The sequence below is a fragment of the Flavobacterium yafengii genome (genome assembly GCF_030010375.1).
Taxonomy (GTDB): domain Bacteria; phylum Bacteroidota; class Bacteroidia; order Flavobacteriales; family Flavobacteriaceae; genus Flavobacterium; species Flavobacterium yafengii.
In genome coordinates this window covers 83,135-105,665 of sequence record NZ_JASCRY010000001.1, presented here as the reverse complement: position 1 = coordinate 105,665, position 22,531 = coordinate 83,135, and the positions used below count along the sequence as shown (strand labels likewise).

Genomic DNA, 22,531 nt, shown 5'->3' with positions numbered 1-22,531 from the left:
TTAAATAGCTTGTTTATTCGATTTAGTGGTGTCTGTTTTTACTTTAACAGTTGGAATTGTTGTTTTCTTTTTTAGAAGAGAATCGCTAATTCGTAATTGTAATTTCACTGCTTCAGACAGTCCGCCCAATTTAGCATATCGACTTTGTAAACTTGTTGCTAAAATTCTTTTTTCTAGATCAACTCTGGTAATTTTTTGTCTAAGGTATTTTTCTATCATCAAACTGGCAATAGGTCCTGCTATAGTTGCTCCATATCCACCATTTTCAACCATAACTGCAATTGCAATTTTTGGATTGTCTTTTGGTGCAAAAGCTACAAATATAGAGTGATCTTCCATTTTTACTCGTACTCCACCAATTTTCGCAAAATTTTCTGCTGTTCCAGTTTTACCGCAAATATCAATTCCTTCAACTCGTAGTGACCTGGCTGTTCCTAAGTTGTAAACATCAAATAGACCGCTGATAATTGGTTTAAAATGTTTTTTATCAATTGTAGTTACATGTTTAGTGGTAAATTTTTCATCAATTTTGTGACCTTCAATTTTCTTAATGATATGAGGCGTGTAATAATGACCTTCGTTAGCGATGGTTGCCATCATATTTGCCAATTGAATTGGAGTCATCAGAACTTCACCTTGTCCAATAGAATTAGAAACAATAGTAGTGCTTCTCCAGCCGCCGTTAGGATAAATGCGTTTGTATGTTTTTGAATCGGGTACGTTTCCTTTTTTACCAGTTGGTAAATCATATCCCATGAATTGTCCAAGACCAAAACTTTTCATGTGTTTGCTCCAAATATCAACCGCTTGTGCAGGTTTTGAATATTTATTTATGGTCTTCATGTAAGCCGTTGCAAAATATGAATTGCAAGATTCAAAGATACCTCGGTGCAATTGAAGCGCGCCTCCATGACAATGGCATCCCATAAAACGTCCTCTGGCATAACTAAAACCACGATTACAAAACACAGTAGTATTAGCATCAATAACACCCTCTTGTAGCGCTACAAGTCCAGTTAAGATTTTGAATGGTGATCCTGGGGGATACTCAGCCAGCAAACCTCTGTCGTAAAGTGGTTTTGCTATAGAGTCTCGGTATAATTCGGTATAGTTTTTAGATCGTTGTCTTCCTACCAATATCCCCGGGTCATAAGATGGAGCAGTTACAAGTGCTAATATTTCGCCGGTGCTAGGTTCAATAGCAACAATTCCACCTCGTTTATTAATCATTAACTCCTCTCCATATTTTTGAATTTCAGCATCTATGGTAAGATTGATGTCTTCTCCTTGAACAGCGATAGTGTCGTATTTTCCATCTTTATAAGAACCTATTTCCCTGTTGTATTTGTCTTTTTGAATGTATTTTACGCCTTTTACTCCACGTAAAAGATCTTCATAGCTTTCTTCAACTCCTTGTCGTCCAATTAAATCACCGCTATTGTAATATGGGTTTTTAGCGACTAATTTTTCATTTACTTGAGTGATGAATCCAAAAATATTGGCTCCAAAATCTACTTCATAATCTCGAAGGGAACGTTTTTGAAAATAAAACCCTTCATATTTTCTTATTTTTTCTTGAAACGCAGCAAATTCACTTTTGTTCAACTGAGATAAAAAAACAGATGGCAAACGCGGACTGTATACTTTTGCTTTTTCAATTTTTTTTATGAAATCTTCTTTTGTAATTTTCAACAATTGACAAAATTCTAAAGTATCAGTTTTTTTTACCTCTCTAGGAATGACCATGATGTCATAAGATGCTTGGTTGGCAACTAATAACTTTCCTTTTCTATCATACATGTATCCTCTTTCAGGATATTCATACTTTTTTTTAATGGCATTGTTTTCAGACTTTAGTTTTAAAGTATCGTCAACAATCTGCAAATAAAAGATTCGCATTACAAGCAAAGAGGTAGCTATAATGATTAAAGAAGGCAACAAGACTTTTCTCATCTTTTGTTGGGCTTAATAAGGTATATTATGATAATACAAATAATGATTGTGAATACAGTACTTAATAAAGTTCTGATTAGTATATCAAAAATAAAGCTAAACTGGAATGCTTCCAGTATAAATAATGTAAAATGGTGTATTACAACAGAAAGTAATATAAACGAGAATCTTTCAGGTGTCAAAACGTCATTTAATTTTACAGTTTGATATTCATAACTTAAACCAAAAGCAAATTTAAAAATAGATGGTCTAAAATAGGCTAGAACTAAACAGGCTGTAGCATGTATTCCACCTGAATTGCTAAACATATCCATAATAAGTCCAAGTAAGAAACTCGCAACCACAAGGCCTGACTTGTTTCCATTTACAGGATAAAGTATTATGAACAATATGTATGGAAAAGGGCTTATGTAACCCAAAAAATTCATATTGTTGAATATGATAATTTGAACTGCCAATAACAGAATAAATCGAAAAATATTGACTAACAATGCGCTATTCATCCTTTTCTCTTTTTTCTAAATTAGTGATTTCTTCACGATCTTTCCTTTTTATGATATAGACATGGCCTAAATTTGTCATGTCATTGAAAAGCTTAACAGTTATTGTATAATAATTAGTTTGATTGTCTTTTTCTATTTTGTCAATAGTTCCAATGTTAATATTTTCAGGAAATATAACTGATTGTCCACCAGTTACGATTGTGTCTCCTTTTCTTATCGCCGCTAATCTAGGAACATCGACCAGTTGAACAAATCCAGTGCTTTTTCCATTCCAAATCAAAGAACCAAAGTGATTTGACTTTTTGATTTTAGCATTGATTTGAGATTTTTTATTCAGAATACTGATTACGGTCGAATAATTTGGAGATGTGTTTTCTATGATTCCAACAATTCCTAAACTGTTAATTACACCCATATCCGGTTTTACACCTTGTAATTCCCCTGAATTTAAGGTTAAGTAATTTTCATGTACATTGTATGAATTATGTATCACTTTGGAAACAACAATATCGTCTGGTTTTACCCCTTTAATACTATCCAGTTTTTTTATTGCAGTAGTGTCTTTACGATTAAATAAAATACTTTTCAGCTTTGCATTTTCAAGAGCAAGCGCATCATTTTGAGTTTTTAAATTCAAGTATTCGTTAAGATTGTTCACCTTTTCATAGACTCCGCCACTTAAAAAGTTTGCAGAGCTAATTATTTTGCTTCTGTGGAAAGAATGGGATTGAATGGTGAGTGATAACGAGATACCCAAAAGCAGCAAAAACAGTAATCTATTACTGTTTTTAAAAATAAAATTAAATATTTGCTGCATTTCTTAACGGTATAATGTAAATAACTGTATGTCTTGTTTTGTAATCTAATTGCTTTAAATTGACTTGAGCTTGAAGGCTGGTAAGTGCAACAAAAACGGATTACTTAATCAAAATGCTTTTAAATTTTGTAATGTTTTTAAGTGCCATACCAGTTCCTCTAACAACTGCTCTTAATGGATCTTCAGCAATGTAGACAGGTAAATCTGTTTTTTGTGAAATCCTTTTATCAAGACCTCTTAACATAGATCCTCCACCCGCCAGGTAAATTCCTGTGTTGTAAATATCAGCTGCTAATTCAGGAGGTGTTTGTGATAAAGTTTCCATTACAGCATCTTCAATTCTTTGGATTGATTTGTCTAACGCTTTAGCAATTTCTCTATAAGAAACTTCTACTTGTTTTGGTTTACCGGTAAGTAAATCTCTACCTTGAACTGACATGTCTTCTGGAGGAGTTTCTAAGTCTTCGATAGCTGCACCAATTTGAATTTTGATTTTTTCAGCTGTACTTTCTCCAACAAAAAGATTGTGTTGCGTACGCATGTAATAAACGATGTCATTTGTAAATACATCACCAGCAATTTTTACTGATTTATCACATACAATTCCGCCTAATGCAATAACTGCAATTTCAGTTGTTCCACCACCTATATCAACAATCATGTTTCCTTTAGGTTGCATGATGTCTATTCCAATACCTATTGCTGCTGCCATAGGCTCATGTATCAAATAAACTTCTTTACCATTTACTCTTTCGCATGATTCTTTTACAGCTCTCATTTCCACTTCAGTAATTCCTGAAGGAATACAAACAACCATTCTTAATGCGGGAGTAAACATTCTTTTTTTCAATGCCGGGATGCTTTTTATAAACATACTGATCATTTTTTCTGAAGCATCAAAATCAGCAATTACACCATCTTTCAAAGGTCTTATCGTTTTAATGTTTTCATGTGTTTTTCCCTGCATCATGTTGGCTTCTTTACCAACAGCGATGATTTTGCCTGAAACTCTATCACGAGCAACTATCGAAGGGCTGTCTATGACAACTTTATCATTATGTATGATTAAAGTGTTGGCGGTACCAAGGTCTATCGCAATATCCTCGGTCATGAAATCAAAAAATCCCATAAGTTTTTTAAGGGTTAAAAGTTATAAATTTGTGACGGGCAAAGTTAAACAAATTAATGTTTAAAATGACGAGTTCCTGTAAATACCATTGCAACTTTATTTTCATTACAATAATTAATACTCAATTCGTCTTTTATAGATCCTCCTGGCTGAATTACAGCAGTTATTCCAGCTTCTTTAGCTATTTCTACACAATCTGGAAAAGGAAAAAATGCGTCGCTTGCCATCACAGCTCCATGCAAATCAAAGTGAAAATTATTCGCTTTTTCGATTGCTTGTTGTAAGGCATCAACTCTTGATGTCTGTCCTGTACCTGACGCAATAAGTGTACCGTTTTTTGCAAAAACAATCGTATTTGATTTTGTGTTTTTACAAATTTTAGAAGCAAAAATTAGATCCTGAATTTCTTGTTCAGTAGGTTCAGTTATAGTAACGGTTCTTAAGTCTTCTTTATTGTCGGTTATGTTGTTTCTTTCCTGAACTAAAATTCCGTTTAAGCAAGTACGAACTTGTTTTTGTGGTAATTCTACTTCGTTTTGAACTAATATAATTCGGTTTTTCTTTTCTTGTAAAATGGCAATGGCTTCAGTATCATATTCTGGGGCAATTACAACTTCGCAAAACAATTTGTTTATTTCTGAAGCAGTAGCAACATCAATTTTTGTATTCGAAATTAAAACACCACCAAAAGCTGAAGTTGGATCGCAGGCCAAAGCCGTAAGATAGGCTTCGCTAATGGTAGTTCTAGTTGCTAAACCACAGGCATTATTGTGTTTTAGGATAGCAAATGTTGGGCCGTCATTTTTGAATTCATTTATCAAGTTTACTGCAGCATCAACATCTAATAAGTTATTATAAGACAATTCTTTTCCGTGAACTTTTTTGAAAATAGCATCAAAATCGCCAAAGAAAAATCCTTTTTGATGTGGGTTTTCACCATATCTTAAAACTTGACCGTTAGCAATACTTTGTTTGTATATAGTTTCGTCAGTGTTGAAATAATTGAATATCGCAGTGTCATAATGGGATGAAACATGAAATGCTTTTGTAGCCAATAATTTTCTGTCTTCCAATGTTGTAGCTCCGTTTTGATCAGTAATCAAATCCAAAAGCAAACCATATTGGTCAACCGATGCTACAATTACAGTGTCTTTGAAGTTTTTTGCGGCAGCGCGTATCAAAGAAATACCACCAATATCTATTTTTTCAATAATATCTGATTCACTAGCTCCAGAAGCTACTGTTTTTTCAAAAGGATATAAGTCAACAATTACTAAATCTATTTGTGGAATGTTGAACTCTATCATTTGTTGTACATCACTCTCGTTGTCCTGGCGGTTTAAGATTCCTCCAAAAACTTTTGGGTGTAATGTTTTTACTCTACCACCCAGAATAGAAGGGTAAGAAGTAACATCTTCAACAGGAATTACAGGAATTCCTAAATTTTTTATAAAATCCTCAGTTCCTCCAGTAGAATAAAGTGTAACGTTTTGACTGTTTAGTTGTCTTACTATAGGTTCTAATCCTTCTTTTGAAAAGACAGAGATTAATGCAGATTGAATTTTTTTTGTTGTGTTCATTATGTAGTTATAGTTATAAAGTGCAAAAATAGTTTTTTAATGTGAAAATTAAGCCATTTGAAAATGAGATAATGTGTAATTTTTACTCCTATTTCATTGGCAAAGATAAAATAATTGATTCACACGGCAACGAATACATTTTTCATTAGGTTTTTGAATAATATTTATGGAATTTTACTTTAATACAAAAAAGATTTTATGCTAGTTTACCTTCGATTATTAAAAGAGAGTTTTGGTTTTGCAATGAATGCATTGCGAAACAATAAGTTAAGAACGTTGCTTTCTTTGTTAGGAGTTACTATTGGAATTTTTTCGATTATAGCTGTACTTGCGGCTGTTGATTCTTTAGACAGAAAAATAAAAAAAGATTTGAGCAGTTTGGATAAAAACACCATTTATTTAATGCGATTTTCTTTTGGGCCTTCCGAAATTCCGCTATGGAAAAGGGAACAATTTCCGGATGTTAAATATGATGAATATGAATACTTGAAAAGTTCAATGAACGGTTTAGATGAAATGGCTTATCAATTTTTTGTAGGTAGAGAGTCCCTCAAATTCGAATCGGAATCAGTGAGCGGCGTAAATATTGTTCCGGTATCTCACGAATTTATAGAAATTCAAGGACTTGAGTTTGCAAAAGGAAGGTTTTATAATGAATCTGAATCTAATTCTGGAGCTCCTGTAATCGTTTTGGGTTATGAAATTGCGAAGGGTCTTTTTGGTGAAAGTGATCCTACAGGGAAAAATCTACGTCTGTATGGGCAGCGCTTCACAGTTATTGGCGTATTGAAAAAGCAAGGAGCAGGTATGTTTGGCAATAATAATGATACTTCAGCTTATATTCCGGTTAATTTTTTAAGAAGGTTGTATGGTGATAATAATGATTCATTGACACCAGTAATTCTTGTAAAGCCTCAAAAAGGAGTTGATATGGATGCATTTAAAGCGGAACTGGCTCAAAAACTCAGGAATTATCGAGGTATGAAAATCGATGAAACTGATAATTTTTTCATCAATGTTCTTTCTGGATTTACGGATTTATTAGATGGGATTATTAGTGCCATGCGTGGTGGAGGAATTTTGATTAGTGTTTTTTCATTTTTAGTTGGAGGATTTGGAGTAGCCAACATAATGTTTGTTTCTGTAAAAGAGCGTACCAATTTAATTGGGATTCAAAAATCGTTGGGTGCAAAAAATAGATTTATACTTTTCCAGTTTCTATTCGAAGCGGTTATTCTATGTGTTATTGGCGGAGCTATTGGTTTATTGATAGTTTGGTTGCTGTCAATGCTTTTAACCAGTGTATTAGATTTTGAATTTGTTTTGAGTTTTTGGAATATACTTATTGGATCAGGATTGTCAATTATTGTGGGTGTAATTTCAGGAATACTTCCAGCGATCTCTGCTTCAAAACTAGATCCTGTAGAAGCGATTAGAACGGGAATGTAAGTTCAAGACGAGTCAGCCAATTTAAATAAATAAAAAAACAGCTTTCAGATAATTTTGAAAGCTGTTTTTATTTGTAGTGAAATAGTTGATAAATAAAAAATCCCGATTGCTCGGGATTTTTTATTTATCTAATAGTATTGTTTTGAATCAAATCGATATACAAGTTAATCTTGTCTTTCAATTCTTTTCTAGGTGTAATAAAGTCTAAGAAACCATGTTCAAGTAAGAACTCAGCAGTCTGGAAACCTTCCGGTAAATCTTTACCTGTTGTGTCTCTTACAACTCTTGGTCCGGCAAAGCCAATTAATGCGCCTGGTTCAGAAATATTAATATCTCCTAACATGGCGTAAGAAGCTGTCGTTCCTCCAGTTGTTGGATCCGTACATAACGAAATATAAGGTAATTTTGCTTCGGCAAGTTGAGCTAGTTTTACGGATGTTTTAGCTAATTGCATCAAAGAATATGCAGCTTCCATCATTCTTGCTCCACCTGATTTTGAAATCATTACAAATGGCAACTTGTTTTTGATAGCGTGATCGATTCCTCTTGCGATTTTCTCTCCCACTACAGCTCCCATAGAACCACCAATAAAGGCAAAATCCATACAGCAGATAACAACATCTTTCCCTTTTGATTTTCCAACTCCGGTGCGCACTGCATCCTTTAGTTTGGTTTTTTCCATAACATCTTTCAAACGATCTGCATATTTTTTTGTGTCAACAAAATGCAAAGGATCTTTAGAAGTCATGTTTTTATCTAATTCAACAAATTCATTGTTGTCAAATAAAATTTGAAAATATTCTGTACTTCCAATTCTAACGTGAAAACCATCTTCGGGACTTACAAATAAGTTACGAGCTAGTTCATCGGCATCAATAATTTTTCCAGTTGGAGATTTGTACCAAAGTCCTTTTGGAATATCCATTTTGTCTTCGGTAGCAGTAGTAATCCCTTTTTCTTTTCTTTTAAACCAAGCCATTTTTCTAGTATTCAGTGTTCAGTAATCAGTTTCTGTAATTTATGGTTTAGATTTCAAATCCCGATAGTTACATCGGGATTTAAAATTAAACTTAATCTATTATAGAGTATTTACGTTGTTCAAGTCAGCAAATGCTTGCTCAAGTCTTGTGTTGAAAGTAACTTCGCTTTCACGCAACCATTTTCTTGGATCGTAATATTTTTTGTTTGGAGCATCAGAACCTTCTGGGTTCCCAATTTGAGTTTTCAAATAGTCGATGTTTTTTACCATATAATCACGGATACCTTCCGTAAAAGCAAATTGTAAATCAGTATCGATATTCATTTTTATAACTCCGTAGCTAATACCTTCTCTAATTTCTTCTAATGTAGAACCTGAACCACCGTGGAAAACGAAGTCTACCGGGTTGTGTCCTGTGTTAAATTTATTTTGAACAAAATCTTGAGAATTTTTTAAGATTTTTGGAGTCAATTTTACATTTCCTGGTTTGTAAACTCCGTGTACGTTTCCAAAAGCTGCAGCGATTGTAAATCTTGGGCTTACTTTAGAAAGTTCTTCGTATGCGTAAGCAACTTCTTCAGGTTGTGTATATAATTTAGAACTGTCAACATCAGAGTTATCAACACCATCTTCTTCCCCACCTGTAATACCAAGTTCGATTTCAAGTGTCATTCCCATTTTGCTCATTCTTTCTAAATATCCTTTGCAAATTTCGATGTTTTCTTCGATAGGCTCCTCAGATAAGTCAATCATGTGAGAAGAAAATAATGGTTTTCCAGTTTCAGCAAAATGTTTTTCTGAAGCATCTAATAAACCGTCAATCCAAGGCAATAATTTTTTTGCACAGTGGTCAGTATGTAATATTACGGTTGCTCCGTAAGCTTCCGCCAAAGTATGAATGTGTAATGCACCAGCAATTCCACCAGCGATTGCTGCTTTTTCACCTGCATTAGAAAGTCCTTTTCCTGCATTAAATTGTGCTCCTCCATTAGAGAATTGAATGATAACCGGAGCATTAAGTTTTGCTGCAGTTTCAAGTACACCATTGATCGTATTTGATCCCGTAACATTTACTGCCGGAAGTGCAAAACCTTTTTCTTTAGCATAATTAAAAATTTCCTGAACCTGATCTCCTGTAGCTACGCCTGGTTTTATGTTGTGTGCCATTGTAATTTTTTTAGTTATTTTATTTAGTTTTTAGTTTGCAAAAATAAGAATTAATTAGCATTAGAACGGATAATTTATTCCAAAATTTAAAACGGAGTTAGCAAAATTGTATTCTCTAAACCATCTTTTGTTGGTTTCATTGGCTGGATTGTAGGTTTTAAATCCTAAATCAAAACGAATTACAAAAAAACTTAGGTCATATCTAAGCCCAAATCCAGTGCCTAATGCGATATCTTTTAAATCTTTAAATTGTGTAAATGTAGATTTTTTATCTACCACGTTATCCAATACATTCCAGATGTTCCCTGCATCGGCAAAAAGAGCACCTTTTAAACTGCCTAATACCTTAAATCGATACTCTCCACTAATCGCAATTTTCATATTGGCTTCATTGAAATCATCCAATGCACCACTGCTGCCAGGTCCTAAACCATACGGTTGCCATGCTCTGTTGTCATTTGATCCTCCTGAAAAATAACTTCTTGAAAAGGGAATGTAGTCTGAATTTCCAAATGGGATGGCTATTCCAAAAAACGATCTAAAGGCAAATATTTTTTCTTTGGATAAATCCCAATGCTTAATGTAGTCAAATTCTGTTTTTATGTATTCTGAATATTCTAAATTGAATATTTCATAATTACCAGTTGAGTTTTTCTTCTGATTTGTTGTTGCTGCAAAAGCGGATAAAATGGTTCCTGCCGATTCTATTTTTGTTTTAAAAAGATAAAAAGTATTGTCTGTTAAATCCTTTTTGGTTGTTTTAGAAAAAGTAAAACTGGTTGCCAAAATAAAGTCATTCTCCGTAAGTCTCAGTCTTCGCTCTTCAATGCTTTTTACAGACTGAAAATCTGCGGGTTCTAAAGGTTTTAAAAAGTTAGCGTTTCCTGTGAGCACATCATCAGTAAATCCAGCGGTTCCTTCTTCAATAAGTAAATCTTTATCAATGTCATTGTTATAATAGGAAGGATTTGTGTTGTATTCTTTACTGATTTCATTCAATGCATTATAAGAAGAACCGTAAACATTAAAGTAATTTTGTGGATTTAGGTTTCTTACAAACTGAGTGTTGAACAAATCAAATCTGGCAGTATTGTTTCTTTTTGGAGTCCAATTGTAGGATAGTGCTCCTGTAAAATTCTCTTTATCTAAACCAATATTTCGTTGTTTTGCAAAACCCACTGTAATCAAAGTAGACGGAATCATGCTCTTTGGAATTATTTTTTCAGTGCTGAAAGGCATGAAAATCCTTGGGATGTTAAGCTTTAAATCCAAACCATATTCAGAAACATTGAAGAAATTATTCTTTGGATTCGCTAAATCCTTTGAAGATCCAATATTGCCACGTGCAGCTAATTCCAGCGTTTCGGCTCCATTGAAAACATTTCGTATCGTTTCAGAAACACTTAAGCCTATACCAAAATCCTGTATGTTAGAATGAGTTACATCTAGCGTCGTTCCGAAACTATATTTTTTTCTAGGTGTTAAATATACTTTTGCAATCAATGACTGTGCTGTTGAGTCCCTAGGATCCACTTCATATTGTATTGACGGATAGTTGAAAATTTTAAGATTGTTTAAATAGCGTGTTGTCAAAATGGTTTTATAATCTGCAAATAATCCTCCTTTTGTAATAAAGATAGCATTAGTGATGGCCCGTGGTTTGTATCGTAATTTGTTCTGACTGTATAAATTAAAGTTATTGTAGGTTGTGCTGTCCGTAATTTTTATACTGTTATTGTTTGGAGAATAGTCAGTATAAATATTTACATCGCTTATTTTGTAAATTTTAAAAGGTTCGGTTCTGCTCGAATCTTGCTCTTGATAAGAATAATTATTAATCATCAAGTTTATATTTGCCTGATTGACTTTTTTAATGGTGTCTATATCAAAAGTCACATAATTAGGTTGGAAATAATACACTCCGTTGTTTCTAAAATGAGTGGTGATCCGGTTTTTCTCATTCTCAAAATCTTCGGTTTTATATTGATTTCCTGATTTTATAAATGTATTTGACTTGTTAGTCTCATACAAAGAATCTAAAACTGGCGTTAAAATAGTAGTTCTCAAGGAATCTAGAAAATAGGCGTTTCCGGGAGTAATAGCGTATTTTATCTTGGCTTTTTTGATACTCAAAGTGTCTATTTTGTAGGCAGCATTGACATTAAAAAAGCCATTGTTGAAATAATAGTATTTCAAGCGCAACAATGATTTATCAGCTCTTTCTTTATCAATAATTACGGGTGGTTCGCCAGTTTTTTTTAAGAAATCATGGATTCCGTGATACCAGAACGATTTTCCAAGTCGATTAACTTGTTTTTCAGACAGCCATTTTGATTTTCGTTGAAATTTTTCCGGATTATTTGTAAACTTGGCTTGATAGGTTGAATCTGGATTTAGGTTGGCAAGATTGTAAAGATTCAATCTTAAACGGTATCCAAGTAAGGTGCTGTTTGGTTTTTGATACAGTTGATTAAAAACATTTTCATCCTTAATTGTTTTGTCATTTACAGTAATTTCGTTTTTTGTAAGCAGAAGTTTTCCGTCCGGAACTCTTTTTACAGCGTTACAAGCGCAAATTAGTATTGCAATTAGAATAAATGCAGTTATTTTTGTGGAAGTTTTTTTCAAGTGTTCTAAAATATTTAATTCAAAAGTACATTATTTTATGGTTAGTAAAAACCAAATAAAGCTTATAACGAGTTTGCAGCAAAAAAAATATAGAATTGCCAATAAATTATTTTTTGCCGAAGGCGTAAAAGGGATTCACGAGCTGCTGGAGTCTAATTTTGAATTGGAACATTTGTATACTACTCAAAATGATTTTGAGGAAGTTCCTGTAGCTAGAAAAACGATTATTCAAGAAAATGATTTGAAAAAAATCAGTGCATTGGCAACCCCAAATACCTGTTTGGGAGTTTTTAAAATGCCATTGGAAAAACCAATTATTGAAACCGGTTTAATTATAGCGCTAGATGCTATTCGTGATCCGGGAAATTTAGGGACTATATTGCGTTTGTGTGATTGGTTTGGTGTTAAGCAGTTGTTGTGTTCTAAGGAAACAGTTGATATTTATAATCCAAAAGTAGTTCAGGCAACCATGGGTTCAATCGCCAGAGTCAACGTAAATTATATTGATCTTGCTGCTTTTGTTGCAGAAACAAAACTACCCGTTTTTGGTACTTTTATGGACGGAGAGAATATTTACAAATCGGTTTTACCTAAAGAAGGCATTATTATTATGGGTAATGAGGCTAATGGAGTTTCAGCAGCACTTGAAAAATTAGCCAAAAACAGACTCACTATTCCTCGTTTTGGAGATCTTCAAAAAACAGAAAGCCTTAATGTTGCTACCGCTACCGCTATAGTATTAAGCGAGTTTTGTAGAGGATAAGTTTTTAATGGAAAGTAAAATTGATGAAGACTGCTCTGGTTTTCAAAGATTCTATGTTGCTTGTCCAAGGACTGTTTGGGTCTTTGTCTCTGATTAATTCGTCATTCATGCCAAAAACACCTCTTATGGAAGGGGAAAATATAAAATATTCCGAAAAAAGATCAATTCCGAAACCCAATTCATAATTAGTTGTCCATGCTTTTACTCTAAAACGTTGTTCTAAATTGTCATCAATTAATTTAGAATTGCTTGATAAGTTTAATGTTGCAGACACACCTCCAACTAAATAGGGACGGATATTTCCTGTTCTAAGGGAGGAGAATTTCACTAATAACGGAAAATGGATGTAAGTACTATTCACTTCCCTAAGCGCATCTCCACTGTTTGTGAAATTTGGATAATATAAGTCTCTTTTGGTATAATAAAGACCTGGCTCAAATCGCAAGTCAATATATTCCTGAAGTTTCAAATCAGCGACAATCCCCACATTAAATCCAGTAGTTCTTTTTATAAGAATATCAGGTCCTACCGTTTTATAATCTATTTTGAAATCATACGAGTTGAATCCCAGATAAAACCCATAATACATTCTCTTTTTTTGAAAATTTTCCAAATTAATAATAGGGTCTCTGCTAAATATATTTTTAGACTTTTGAGCGTATCCTTTTATAATAAAAGCAAAAAATAGTAAGACAATTATTTTTCTCATGTTTATGCTGAAATCTTCAGTATTATTTTTTAGAAGCTGAGTAAATGGTAGCTACGCCAAAAGTTTGTGGTAAGGCTACAACATCTATAAACCCAATTTTTCTCAAAATATTGTTTAATGCTTCTCCATAAGGAAATGCAGCGGCAGATTCAGATAAATAACCATAAGCAACATCATCTTTAGAGAAGACTTTGCCTATTAATGGAAGAATATTTTTAGTGTAAAAATTATAACCTTGTTTGTAAGGCGTTTTATCTGGCACCGAAGTTTCTAGAATTACAAACACTCCGTTAGGTTTTAAAACTCTTAAAATTTCAGCTAGGCCTTTTTCTAAATTTTCAAAATTACGTACTCCAAAAGCAACCGTTATCGCATCAAAATAATTGTCTTCAAAAGGCATGTTTTCTGAGTCAGCTAAAATCATTTCGATAGTATTGGAAAGATTTTTTGCAGCAATTTTTTTCACTCCTACTTCCAGCATTCCTGCAGAGATATCTAATCCAATGATTTTTTCAGCATTTGTTTGTGTCATCAAAATTGCCAAATCACCAGTTCCTGTTGCAATATCCAGAATAACCTTCGGGTTTGATTTTGAAACTATTTGCAACACTTTTTTACGCCATTTTATATCAATGCCGAAAGAAATGACACGATTCAGATTGTCATAATTTCCAGAAATGGTGTCAAACATTTTAGCAACTTGTTCTTTTTTACCTAGAGTTGAATCTTTATAGGGCGTTATTTTTTCTGACATTTTTTTAGTTTGTACAAATATAATACAAACTTGACGAACTTAAAATGAGTTTCAAAAATTAGAAACAAGTTTTATTTTAGTTTTTAAAATAGGCTAAAAACCAAAATTCACTTTATTTGAAATATCACTAAAAGTGGGTATTGCAACTAAAGATTTTATTGTACAAATTTGTTATTCAGGAAAATAACCATATTAAATGATTAAAAGAGAATCGATCAACCAAATCAAGTGGATAATTTTAGCGTTTTTTATCTCATTTGTTCTTGTTAGCTGTTTTGAAAACACTGTTTTACATAGCAGTGTTGTAGTTAAAGCGCAACATACGTTCTTAGGATTAAATTTGTTTTTGGAAATTTTAATTTTTTTCGTCTTTAGTACCTTCGTGGTATTTGGTATTAAAGGCTTTTTTGAGATGTATTCTCAGAAAACATCAAATGTTATAATCTTCATTTCTGGAGTATTACTAATATTTGTAATTTTTATTTTATGTTATCAAATACTCTTTCAAGAGTAGGTCATCTCTTTAATTAATGGTTAAAAAAAACATCCCGTAAAAAGGATGTTTTTTTGTTTTATTTTCTAATGAATGTCTGATAGGAATAATCGTAGAGATGTTTTTCGTCCTTCTCATTAAATTCCGAAATAATTATTTTCCATTCATCATCATTAATCTCAGGGAAATGCGCATCGCCTTCAAAGTTGTGATGCACTCGTGTAATTTCTATTTTGTCGGTAAAAGGAAACCCTAAAGTGTAAATTTCGCCACCACCAATTATAAATGTGTCTTCGTCTTTGGGACAAATGGCTAATGCTTTGTCCATACTGTCTACTATGATACAGCCTTCGGCTTGATAGTCTTTCTGTCTGGTGATTATAACGTGGGTTCTGTTTGGTAATGGTTTTGGAAAACTTTCAAATGTTTTTCTGCCCATTATAATATGATGTCCGGAGGTAAGGGATTTAAATCTTTTGAAATCATTTGGCAAATGCCAAACCAGTTCATTGTCTTTACCTAGAGCATTATTTTCGGCAACGGCCGCAATCATTATTATCATAATTGATTTACTGTTATTTAAGGTCGTCGTTGTTGACCTGTGTTTGTAATTGATCCAGTTTTTTTTGTTGTAAAGCAACTAGTCGGTCTATTTGTTCTCTTTCCCAATTTTTATTCATAAAACGATCCGTAATGAAAATTTTTATAAAATGTAAAATAAAGAGGAACAACCATATGGTAATTACCCAAATTGACCAGTGAGAATCTACGGCAATTTCGAAAAATTTATTAGCAATAAATAAAAGCAAACTCCCTAAAACGAAAAGAACAAAATGAAAATACAGTCTTTTTTTTTGTTTAATTCTTCTCCTTGCATATTCGTACTGTTCGTGTAGTTCTTTTTCCATTGATCAAAATTTAGTTTATAAAGGTAAAATTTATTTTGGAAAGTCACTATTTTGCTTGTAGATTATTTAGAATGAAAACGTTTTCTGATTTTTGAATAACAAATTTACCCTGCCTATAATTATTGAATTATTCGTAAATTAACATAGTTTGATCTATTCTGTTAAATCTTAGGGTGTCTGTTGGAAGTTCAAATTCTTTTATTTCCTTTGCCTTATAAATCTATAAATGAAATAGTTATGGCAATCAAGAAACAATTCGTTAAAACAAAACCAGTTTGTAAAGTTACTTTTTCTGTTACGGCAAAAGAGGCAAGTCAAGCTTCCGTTGTAGGAGATTTCAATAATTGGAGTGTTGCTGAAGGTGCTTTAAGCAAATTAAAAAATGGTACTTTCAAAGGAGTATTCGATTTAAACAAAGATGCAGCCTATGAATTCAAATACGTTATTGACGGTACATTTGTGAATGATCCAGAAGCAGATTCTTTCAAATGGAATGAATTTGCAGGAAATGAAAACGGTGTTTTAGTAGTTTAACTAAAACACCGTTTTTTTATTACGCTATACCGCAACACTGCCTTTTATCAAGGCATGCGGTTCGTAGCCTTCGAGTGTGAAATCATCAAAATCGAATGCGAAGATGTCTTTTATATTGGGATTCAAAATCATTTTTGGTAATGGTTTTGGCTCACGGGACAATTGCAATTCGAGTTGTTCGAAATGATTGTTGTAAATGTGTGCGTCGCCAAAAGTGTGAATGAATTCCCCTGGCTCCAAGTCGCAAACCTGTGCAATCATCATCGTGAGTAATGCGTAAGAAGCGATATTAAAAGGTACGCCTAAGAAAATATCAGCACTTCGCTGGTATAATTGACACGATAGCTTGCCGTCAGAAACATAAAACTGAAAGAAAGCGTGACAAGGAGGCAAAGCGGCTTTATTATTGGCTACATTTTCGTCAAATGATTTTGTAGTGTCAGGAAGAACCGAAGGATTCCATGCCGAAACCAACATTCTGCGACTGTTAGGATTGGTTTTTAATTCTTTAATCAATTCTGAGATTTGGTCAATTTCTTCACTATTCCAGTTGCGCCATTGGTGTCCGTAAACGGGGCCTAAATCTCCATTGGCATCAGCCCAAGCATCCCAAATTTTAACGCCGTTTTCTTGAAGGTACTTAATATTTGTATCGCCTTTTAAAAACCAAAGCAATTCGTAGATAATAGATTTTAGGTGTAGTTTTTTAGTAGTAACCATTGGAAAACCTTCGTTTAAATCAAAACGCATTTGGTAACCAAAGACACTTTTTGTTCCTGTTCCCGTACGATCTCCTTTTTGACAACCGTTTTCCATTACGTGTTGTACTAAGTCTAAATATTGCTTCATTGTATCTTTATTCTATTTTGCGGTAGCAAGTTTAGTTTTTATATATTTTTCCGTCTTTCATTACAAATATGACCTTTTCCAATGTTTTGATAGTATTTAAGGGATTTTCATCAACTGCAATAATATCTGCCAAAAAGTTTTCTTTGATTTGACCTACTTCATTTCCAATACCTAATAACATGGCATTTGTTATTGTTGCAGATTGTATAGCAGCTAGTGCAGGCATTCCGGCTTCAACCATATAGCCAAATTCTTTTGCATTTGTACCATGAGCAAAAACTCCGGCATCGGTTCCAAAAGCAATTTTGACTCCTTTTTTATATGCTTTTGCAAAAGTAGCTTTCAATTGTGGACCAACTTCTCTGGCCTTTGGAACTACTATGTCAAGATAAAAACCAGTAATTTCTGCATTTTTTTCAACTTCTTTTCCAGCAGTCAAGGTAGGAACTAAATAAGCATCATATTTTTTCATCAATTCCATTGTCTCTTCACTCATAAAGGTGCCGTGTTCAATGGTTTTTATACCGCCTAATATGGCTCTTTGCATTCCTTCATCACCGTGGGCATGAGCGGCAGTAAGCATATTATAATCTTTGGCAGTTGTAGTAATAGCTTTAATTTCGTCTAAAGTAAATTGGGGATTTTTACCACTTTTAGCAACACTTAAAACGCCGCCTGTAGCTGTAATTTTAATAACATCGGCTCCTTCTTTATAGCGTTCTCTTACCGCTTTTACTGCTTCTTCAGGAGAATTGATTACGCCTTCATGTGGACCTGGGTCACCTACAAGTTTTCGGTTGCTTCCGTTGGTTGGGTCAGCATGTCCACCTGTTGTGGCAATCGATTTTCCTGCAGTATATATTCTTGGACCTTTTACGATTCCTTTATTAATAGCATTTCTTATGGAAATATTAACTCCGGTTCCTCCTAAATCACGTACGGTGGTGAATCCGGCCAGAAGCGTGATTTCTGCACAACGAACCGCTTGAAATGCAACGTCAGCCTCGTTGTCTAAATATTTTGACATGTAACTTTTGGTGTCGTGTTCTCCTTCAATATGTACGTGTAAATCGATAAGACCAGGTAAAACGTATTTGTTTTTTAGGTCGATTTCAATGTCTTCGGGTTTAGATTTAGATACAAACCCATCTTGTATTTTTATGATTTTGTTTTTAGAAACAACTATGGTTTGGTTGGATAACTCTTTGCCAGATTGGGTATTCAGAATTTTTCCGCAGTGTAAATAATAGTCTTGAGAAAATACAATTGTAGAAATAAATAAGGTTGCGGTAATTAAGACAAATTTTGTTTTCATAGATTAGTTTTATAACAGCTGTTACTAAAAATTTATAACAAGTGCAGCATTAAATGCAACTGCATTTTTTATGTGGTTAATCGTTTTTTTTATGAAACAATACATCAATGAAAATCAAGATTAAAGTTATCTTTTTGAGATTTCGTCTCTAATTTTTGCTGCTTTTTCGTAATCTTCATGTGAAACCGCTTGATCCAACAGCTCATTCAATTCCTGTAAACTGTGTTTAGAATAGGTTTCTCCAGATTGATTGCTTTCTTCCTCATGACCAAAAGTTTCTGGATTAGAAAGCACATCGTCAATTTCTTGAGAGTCTTTATTGGCTTCCAACGGATTCGCTTTCAAGTATATTCCTGCTTTGTCCAAGATGTTTTTGTAGGTAAAAATAGGGGCATTAAAACGCAACGCTAACGCAATTGCATCGGATGTTCTGGCATCGATAATTTCCTCTATTTTATCTCTTTCGCAAATGATACTCGAATAAAAAACACCATCAACTAGCTTATGAATAATGACTTGTTTTACCACAATATCAAAACGTTCTGCAAAATTTTTAAATAAATCATGAGTCAGAGGACGTGGTGGTTTTATTTCTTTTTCTAATGCAATAGCAATCGATTGGGCTTCAAAAGCACCAATTACAATGGGTAATTTTCTTTCGCCATCAACCTCATTCAATATCAAAGCATACGCTCCGTTTTGAGTTTGACTGTATGAAATTCCTTTTATGGATAATTTAACTAAGCTCATAATTCTTAAATGGGTAAGTACAACGTACTTAATTTTTGATGAAAATCAAGTTTCATTTTTTGTTAAAAAAAATGCTACTTAAAAGCAAAGATACAAATATCTTGTTTTCAAGTAGCAATTAAATCGATTTAATGATTTTCTATAATTTAGGAATTCTGAGCTTTGAAAGCTTTAAATTTCTCTATTAATTTTGGTACAATTTCAAAAGCATCTCCAACAACTCCGTAGTCAGCTACTTTGAAAAATGGTGCTTCCGGATCGCTGTTGATTACAACTTTAACTTTAGAAGAGTTGATTCCTGCAATGTGTTGTATTGCTCCCGAAATTCCAATCGCTATATATAAGTTGGTAGCAACCGGTTTGCCTGTTTGTCCTACGTGCTCTCCGTGAGGTCTCCATCCTAAATCAGAAACTGGTTTTGAACAAGCAGTTGCAGCTCCAAGAACTGTAGCTAATTCCTCTACCATTCCCCAGTTTTCAGGACCTTTTAATCCACGACCAGCAGAAACTACTATGTCAGCATCAGCAATGGAAACTTTTCCAGAACCTTTTTCTACTGATTCTACTTTTACACCAAAATCATTGTCTCCAATAGTTGGGTTAAAATCTTCTTGAGTCAATGTAGAAGCATTTTCAAAAACACCATAAGAATTTTTAGCAAGTCCAAGCACTTTTACATCAGTTGCAATTTCAGTGATATTGAACGCTTTGTTTGAAAAAGCATTTCTTTTTACTTGAAAAGGCGAAGTACTCACTGGTAACCCAACAACATTTGATGCATAACCAGCTTCTAAAGCTACTGCAACAAGTGAGGAAAGATAAATACTGTCTGTAGTTGATGAAAGTAAAACTAATTTTACGTTTTCTTTTTGAGCAGCTTGTTTGATAACATCGGCGTATGCTTTTGCTGTAAAACCTGATAATTTATCGTTGTTTACTTTCAATACTTTGTCTACTCCGTATTTCGATAATTCAGAAACATCTCCGGCATTTACGGTTACTGCGGTAACGGTTGTTCCTAAAGTTTCTGCTACTTTTTTTGCGTAAGAAGCTAATTCGAATGCAACTTTTTTAAATTTTCCTTCTGCGTATTCCGCGTATATTAATATTGACATGATTTTTTATTTTAGTCTTAAAGTTTTAAAGTTTAAAGTCATAAAGGGAAATTAGTGTAAACTTCTATCTTTTTGACATTCGACATTCGACTTTATGACAGTTAGATTACTTTCGCTTCGTTGTGTAATAAATTGATTAATTCATCTAGATTGTCAGCAGAGATTAATTTTACTGCTGATTTAGGAGCTGGTTTTTCAAATTTTACTGCTTTTGTATTTACAGTAGCGTCAACTGGCTCCAGAATTGTCAAGGCTTTAGTTCTTGCAGTCATAATCCCTCTCATGTTTGGAATACGCAAGTCTTTTTCTTCCACTAGTCCTTTTTGTCCACCAATGATTAATGGTAAAGTAGTAGTAACGGTTTCTTTTCCACCATCAATTTCACGAACTGCTTTTACGTTTGTTCCGTCAACTGTCAGGTTGGTACAAGAATTAAGGAAGTTGTATCCTAAAATTCCTGCTATCATTCCAGGAACCATTCCGCCATTGTAGTCTAAAGATTCTTTTCCGGCGATAATTACATCATACCCTCCGTTTTTGATTACTTCAGCAAGTTGTTTGGCAACGAAAAATCCGTCAGTAGGAGTTGCATTGACACGAATAGCTTCGTTAGCACCTATTGCTAATGCTTTTCTTAAAGTAGGTTCGGTTTCTGGTCCTCCAACATTTACAACAGTTACAGTTGCGCCTTGTTGTTCTTGAAACCAAATGGCACGTGTCAAACCAAATTCGTCATTTGGATTGATTACGTATTGTACTCCATTGGTGTCAAATTCAGAATCACCGTTGACAAAGTTAATTTTTGAAGTAGTATCAGGAACGTGACTGATGCAAACTAATATTTTCATAAGTATATATTTTGATTTTTCTAAAAAGCTTTGACAAATTTAAAATAATAATTCGAATAATATACTATGCATGCATAATATTTTTCAATACTATTACGATTTCGTAGCCCGGATAGCAGCGGCATCCTTCCTGTGGTTCCTTTAGCCACAGGAAGATACAGCGGATAGCCGGAAATAGCTCCTGAAAATTATCACTATAAATCCTGATTAATTTAAAGTAATTTATGCTTTTAAGTGATATAAAATATTTATTTTTGCTTTTCGAAAATTAGACACATACAACATATAATATGAGAACGATACAATTTAGAGAGGCCATTTGCGAAGCGATGAGCGAAGAAATGCGTCACGATGAGTCCATATACTTAATGGGTGAAGAAGTTGCAGAATACAATGGTGCCTACAAAGCATCTAAAGGAATGCTTGCTGAATTTGGCGAGAAAAGAGTTATAGATACTCCTATTGCAGAGCTTGGTTTTACTGGTATTGCAGTAGGATCAGCAATGAACGGATGCAGACCGATTGTAGAATATATGACATTCAATTTCTGTTTAGTAGGGATTGACCAAATTATAAATAACGCTGCCAAAATGCGTCAGATGACTGGTGGACAATTTAATGTGCCAATCGTTTTTCGTGGTCCAACAGCTTCGGCAGGACAATTAGGAGCGACTCACTCACAAGCATTAGAAAACTGGTTTGCGAACACTCCGGGTCTTAAAGTGGTAGTTCCATCTACGGTTTATGATGCAAAAGGATTGTTGAAAGCAGCCATTCGTGATAATGATCCTGTGATTTTCATGGAATCAGAACAAATGTATGGTGATAAAGGGGAAGTGCCAGATGGTGAATATACAATACCACTTGGAGTTGCTGATATCAAACGTGAAGGTACTGATGTGACTATCGTTTCTTTTGGAAAAATTATCAAAGAAGCGCATATTGCTGCTGACGAATTAGCCAAAGAAGGAATTTCTTGTGAAATTATCGATTTGAGAACCGTACGTCCTATGGATTATGAGACGATTTTAACATCGGTTAAAAAAACAAACAGGTTGGTGGTTCTTGAAGAAGCTTGGCCTTTTGCAAGTGTTGCTTCTGAAATTACCTATATTGTTCAAGAACGTGCTTTTGATTTCTTGGATGCGCCTATTCAACGTATCACAACTGCAGATACTCCAGCGCCTTACTCTCCAGTATTACTGAAAGAATGGTTGCCAAATGCAGGTGATGTGGTAAAAGCGGTTAAAAAAGTAATGTATAAAAAATAGATTTTTTTAGATTTTGA

At 33.8% G+C, this 22,531-nt stretch carries 21 protein-coding genes; 4 read left to right on the top strand and 17 right to left on the bottom strand.

Annotated features, from left to right (window positions below; genetic code table 11):
• From mrdA to purH, 5 genes are all read right to left on the bottom strand, one after another.
• Entirely contained in the window at window positions 1-1,953 is a 1,953-nt protein-coding gene (gene mrdA, locus QLS97_RS00450) for a penicillin-binding protein 2 (RefSeq protein ID WP_282713733.1), read from the bottom strand.
• Entirely contained in the window at window positions 1,950-2,456 is a 507-nt protein-coding gene (locus QLS97_RS00445) for a rod shape-determining protein MreD (protein WP_282713732.1), read from the bottom strand. The genes mrdA and QLS97_RS00445 overlap by 4 nt, the downstream gene beginning before the upstream one ends.
• Window positions 2,449-3,273 carry a rod shape-determining protein MreC gene (gene mreC, locus QLS97_RS00440; RefSeq protein ID WP_282713731.1) on the bottom strand — a complete coding sequence of 275 codons (825 nt, stop codon included), beginning with the start codon at window positions 3,271-3,273 and terminating at the stop codon, window positions 2,449-2,451. Before mreC ends, QLS97_RS00445 begins: the two co-directional genes overlap by 8 nt.
• A gap of 100 nt (window positions 3,274-3,373) precedes the next feature.
• The gene (locus QLS97_RS00435; RefSeq protein ID WP_035668436.1) at window positions 3,374-4,402 is read right to left on the bottom strand and encodes a rod shape-determining protein; all 1,029 of its coding nucleotides are present in this window, start codon (window positions 4,400-4,402) and stop codon (window positions 3,374-3,376) included.
• Window positions 4,403-4,455: 53 nt separating this feature from the next.
• A complete protein-coding gene (purH, locus tag QLS97_RS00430) occupies window positions 4,456-5,982 on the bottom strand; it encodes a bifunctional phosphoribosylaminoimidazolecarboxamide formyltransferase/IMP cyclohydrolase (protein ID WP_282713730.1) in 1,527 nt (508 codons plus the stop codon).
• A gap of 198 nt (window positions 5,983-6,180) precedes the next feature.
• Between purH and QLS97_RS00425 the strand changes: the two genes are divergently transcribed.
• Window positions 6,181-7,431 (top strand): ABC transporter permease, encoded by a 1,251-nt coding sequence (locus QLS97_RS00425; protein ID WP_282713729.1) that lies wholly within the window; start codon window positions 6,181-6,183, stop codon window positions 7,429-7,431.
• 124 nt (window positions 7,432-7,555) lie between these two features.
• Here the strand turns inward: QLS97_RS00425 and accD are convergent, their stop codons facing one another.
• The 3 genes from accD to tamL form a co-directional block, all read right to left on the bottom strand.
• Window positions 7,556-8,410: an acetyl-CoA carboxylase, carboxyltransferase subunit beta gene (gene accD, locus QLS97_RS00420; RefSeq protein ID WP_099713614.1), complete on the bottom strand. Its 855-nt coding sequence runs from the start codon at window positions 8,408-8,410 to the stop codon at window positions 7,556-7,558.
• A gap of 99 nt (window positions 8,411-8,509) precedes the next feature.
• The gene (gene fbaA / locus QLS97_RS00415; protein WP_282713728.1) at window positions 8,510-9,577 is read right to left on the bottom strand and encodes a class II fructose-bisphosphate aldolase; all 1,068 of its coding nucleotides are present in this window, start codon (window positions 9,575-9,577) and stop codon (window positions 8,510-8,512) included.
• A 60-nt stretch (window positions 9,578-9,637) separates the two neighbouring features.
• Window positions 9,638-12,205, bottom strand: a complete 2,568-nt coding sequence (tamL, locus tag QLS97_RS00410) for a translocation and assembly module lipoprotein TamL (protein ID WP_282713727.1) — start codon at window positions 12,203-12,205, stop codon at window positions 9,638-9,640.
• Window positions 12,206-12,242: 37 nt separating this feature from the next.
• On the opposite strand from tamL, the gene QLS97_RS00405 reads away from it, so the two are divergent.
• Window positions 12,243-12,968, top strand: a complete 726-nt coding sequence (locus QLS97_RS00405) for an RNA methyltransferase (protein ID WP_282713726.1) — start codon at window positions 12,243-12,245, stop codon at window positions 12,966-12,968.
• 4 nt (window positions 12,969-12,972) lie between these two features.
• Here the strand turns inward: QLS97_RS00405 and porT are convergent, their stop codons facing one another.
• From porT to QLS97_RS00385, 4 genes are all read right to left on the bottom strand, one after another.
• The gene (gene porT / locus QLS97_RS00400; RefSeq protein ID WP_099713611.1) at window positions 12,973-13,677 is read right to left on the bottom strand and encodes a type IX secretion/gliding motility protein PorT/SprT; all 705 of its coding nucleotides are present in this window, start codon (window positions 13,675-13,677) and stop codon (window positions 12,973-12,975) included.
• A 22-nt stretch (window positions 13,678-13,699) separates the two neighbouring features.
• Window positions 13,700-14,431, bottom strand: coding sequence for a bifunctional demethylmenaquinone methyltransferase/2-methoxy-6-polyprenyl-1,4-benzoquinol methylase UbiE (gene ubiE / locus QLS97_RS00395; protein ID WP_282713725.1), 732 nt, complete (start codon window positions 14,429-14,431; stop codon window positions 13,700-13,702).
• Between the two features lie 572 nt (window positions 14,432-15,003).
• Window positions 15,004-15,486, bottom strand: a complete 483-nt coding sequence (locus QLS97_RS00390) for a dihydrofolate reductase (RefSeq protein WP_282713724.1) — start codon at window positions 15,484-15,486, stop codon at window positions 15,004-15,006.
• A 13-nt stretch (window positions 15,487-15,499) separates the two neighbouring features.
• The gene (locus QLS97_RS00385) at window positions 15,500-15,832 is read right to left on the bottom strand and encodes a 2TM domain-containing protein (protein WP_121340865.1); all 333 of its coding nucleotides are present in this window, start codon (window positions 15,830-15,832) and stop codon (window positions 15,500-15,502) included.
• A 237-nt stretch (window positions 15,833-16,069) separates the two neighbouring features.
• Between QLS97_RS00385 and QLS97_RS00380 the strand changes: the two genes are divergently transcribed.
• Complete coding sequence (locus tag QLS97_RS00380) at window positions 16,070-16,366, top strand: isoamylase early set domain-containing protein (RefSeq protein ID WP_282713723.1); 297 nt, start codon at window positions 16,070-16,072, stop codon at window positions 16,364-16,366.
• Between the two features lie 24 nt (window positions 16,367-16,390).
• Here QLS97_RS00380 and QLS97_RS00375 read toward each other — a convergent pair whose 3' ends face one another.
• The 5 genes from QLS97_RS00375 to QLS97_RS00355 all read right to left on the bottom strand — a co-directional run bounded on the left by QLS97_RS00375 (window position 16,391) and on the right by QLS97_RS00355 (window position 21,243).
• Window positions 16,391-17,215 (bottom strand): thymidylate synthase, encoded by an 825-nt coding sequence (locus QLS97_RS00375; protein ID WP_113637509.1) that lies wholly within the window; start codon window positions 17,213-17,215, stop codon window positions 16,391-16,393.
• A gap of 31 nt (window positions 17,216-17,246) precedes the next feature.
• Window positions 17,247-18,530, bottom strand: coding sequence for a metal-dependent hydrolase family protein (locus QLS97_RS00370; RefSeq protein WP_282713722.1), 1,284 nt, complete (start codon window positions 18,528-18,530; stop codon window positions 17,247-17,249).
• A gap of 126 nt (window positions 18,531-18,656) precedes the next feature.
• Entirely contained in the window at window positions 18,657-19,280 is a 624-nt protein-coding gene (locus QLS97_RS00365; RefSeq protein ID WP_121343254.1) for a bifunctional nuclease family protein, read from the bottom strand.
• A 146-nt stretch (window positions 19,281-19,426) separates the two neighbouring features.
• Window positions 19,427-20,395, bottom strand: coding sequence for an electron transfer flavoprotein subunit alpha/FixB family protein (locus QLS97_RS00360; RefSeq protein WP_099713606.1), 969 nt, complete (start codon window positions 20,393-20,395; stop codon window positions 19,427-19,429).
• Between the two features lie 101 nt (window positions 20,396-20,496).
• Complete coding sequence (locus QLS97_RS00355; RefSeq protein ID WP_282713721.1) at window positions 20,497-21,243, bottom strand: electron transfer flavoprotein subunit beta/FixA family protein; 747 nt, start codon at window positions 21,241-21,243, stop codon at window positions 20,497-20,499.
• 290 nt (window positions 21,244-21,533) lie between these two features.
• Here QLS97_RS00355 and QLS97_RS00350 point away from each other — a divergent pair, with 290 nt between their 5' ends.
• Complete coding sequence (locus tag QLS97_RS00350) at window positions 21,534-22,514, top strand: pyruvate dehydrogenase complex E1 component subunit beta (protein ID WP_091204253.1); 981 nt, start codon at window positions 21,534-21,536, stop codon at window positions 22,512-22,514.
• Window positions 22,515-22,531 lie beyond the last annotated feature (17 nt).